Source organism: Prevotella sp. TF12-30, from assembly GCF_003436715.1.
In the GTDB taxonomy this organism is placed as follows: Bacteria; Bacteroidota; Bacteroidia; order Bacteroidales; family Bacteroidaceae; genus Prevotella; species Prevotella copri_A.
Map to the genome: position 1 here is coordinate 1 of NZ_QSQJ01000086.1, position 1,763 is coordinate 1,763.

At 34.4% G+C, this 1,763-nt stretch carries 3 protein-coding genes; all 3 read right to left on the reverse strand.

The annotated features are described in order from the left end of the window. A partial coding sequence (locus tag DXD25_RS17310) for a hypothetical protein (RefSeq protein ID WP_222847555.1) occupies positions 1–183 on the reverse strand: 183 nt, incomplete at its 3' end. Between the two features lie 144 nt (positions 184–327). Further along, positions 328–948 carry a hypothetical protein gene (locus DXD25_RS16020; protein WP_134843831.1) on the reverse strand — a complete coding sequence of 207 codons (621 nt, stop codon included), beginning with the start codon at positions 946–948 and terminating at the stop codon, positions 328–330. Positions 949–1,348: 400 nt separating this feature from the next. Next, positions 1,349–1,763: hypothetical protein (locus tag DXD25_RS17005; protein ID WP_187360504.1), on the reverse strand; the 415-nt coding region annotated here is incomplete at its 5' end.

Here is a 1,763-nt window from a genome sequence, read left to right on the forward strand (position 1 = left end):
GGTTCTCTTCTTGCTCTTGACAACTCTCTTTTTGCTAATGGCAACCCTCTTTTTGCCAACAGTTGCCACTTTCTTTTGCTGAATGGCCATTGATGGGTTGCAAGCAGCACAAGTGGTTTGCATTGAAAGGAACATTGTCAATCCTAATATTATTGCATTGAGGAGTTTTGGCTTCAGTCTCATAGTTATCAGCAATTAATAATTTAACATGTAGAGATATGAACTCTTATAGTATATTTCTTTTCAAGGATGAAAATAATTGTCATAAGGAAAAATCACTTTGCCTTATGACAATTATACACAGTTAGAATACTTAAAACAGATATTCTATTTCAACAGACTATCAAAAGTCCTTATTAACGAAATAGGATCTTTATAAAATTCTTTCGTATCTAAATTAGACACAGTTTCTTTCATCACAGGATATGGCTTAAATACAATTTTAAGCAACATTTTCGCACCAATACTACTTCCCATACAATAACCCTTTGCCACATCTTCATTCTTTACCTTAAAATAGAAAACATAGTTTGTGCCTTCCAAATGTAATGTTTTGGTATTTGTTATTGTTGAGATATAGTGTATATAGGCAGACACATTTTCCCCTTCATACACAGGTTTGAGGAATATCGGAGTTTTGTATGGTTTTGGATTTTTGTTCCAAACGCTTGGCAATGATTTTTGCGCCATAAGCGGAACGAACTTTATCCACTTTTTAGATTTTGAATCGTAGTACTTAATGCTCTTTATCTCTGTAGATTTGTATTCTTTCTTTTCTTTAGAGTTGGAATCTTTAGTAACAACGACATCACCATCATCAAGCATAAATAAAGTTTTTGTGACTCCCTTAACCACATTTCCGTTGTTTAAGGTAATTTCAACATTGTCCTGTGCTTGTACCATTACACACAACAAGAGGGCAAGAAACATAAAAAATAGTCTTTTCATACTCATGTTATTTTACGGTTTGACTTAATATCACAAAAATACTATTTTTTTCTTTGCTATCCAGAAAAAACACATTTTTTAACTTATTTATCCGTGCAAATAGTAATATTTAACGCTTGAAACGAAAAATGGTTTATGGAAACTGTTATCTGTTATCTGTTATTTGTTATCTGTACAGCAAAAAAAATCGTTTTTGGAAACTGTCAACTGTAACGCTTGGGGATGATGTTATTGACCTGTCATGTGACATTTTACTCTTGTATAGACTACACCCTTTATCCAAGTCTTCAAAAGAGACATTTGAGATAGTGTTACTTATAAGAAGTTTTTTAACTCGTAGAGAACAAACAGTTGCCCCGGAATCTTTCAAATAAAATAGCTCCTCACCGTTCTCCAATGATTATGATTCGCATAAATCCTTGCATTTCTCCCAATAGGCATCGAATTCCTCTTTGCTAACCAACATATTGGTTTCTATCGAATACAAGTCATATTGCAGGATGATGGACATCGGAGGATTGTGTTTGATGAAATCTTCTGGAAAGCAACCATCTATTTCGACATTAGCTACGCAATAGTTGCCATCCGCAGAAATTGTAATAGCCCTTGATACTCTCACGCAATCAAACTCGCCATAGCAAACCGTGTCGAACACCTTTATCTTGAAATAGAACTTGTATATCAATATTCTATTGTTGCATGGAAGTTGTTTTCTCAGACGGATGCACAAATGAGCCAAGGACAACAAAAAACTTTTCTTGGCATCCTTTGGAGACATTATCAGCGTGAAGTACTTGCCAAGCTGACCTACGGAA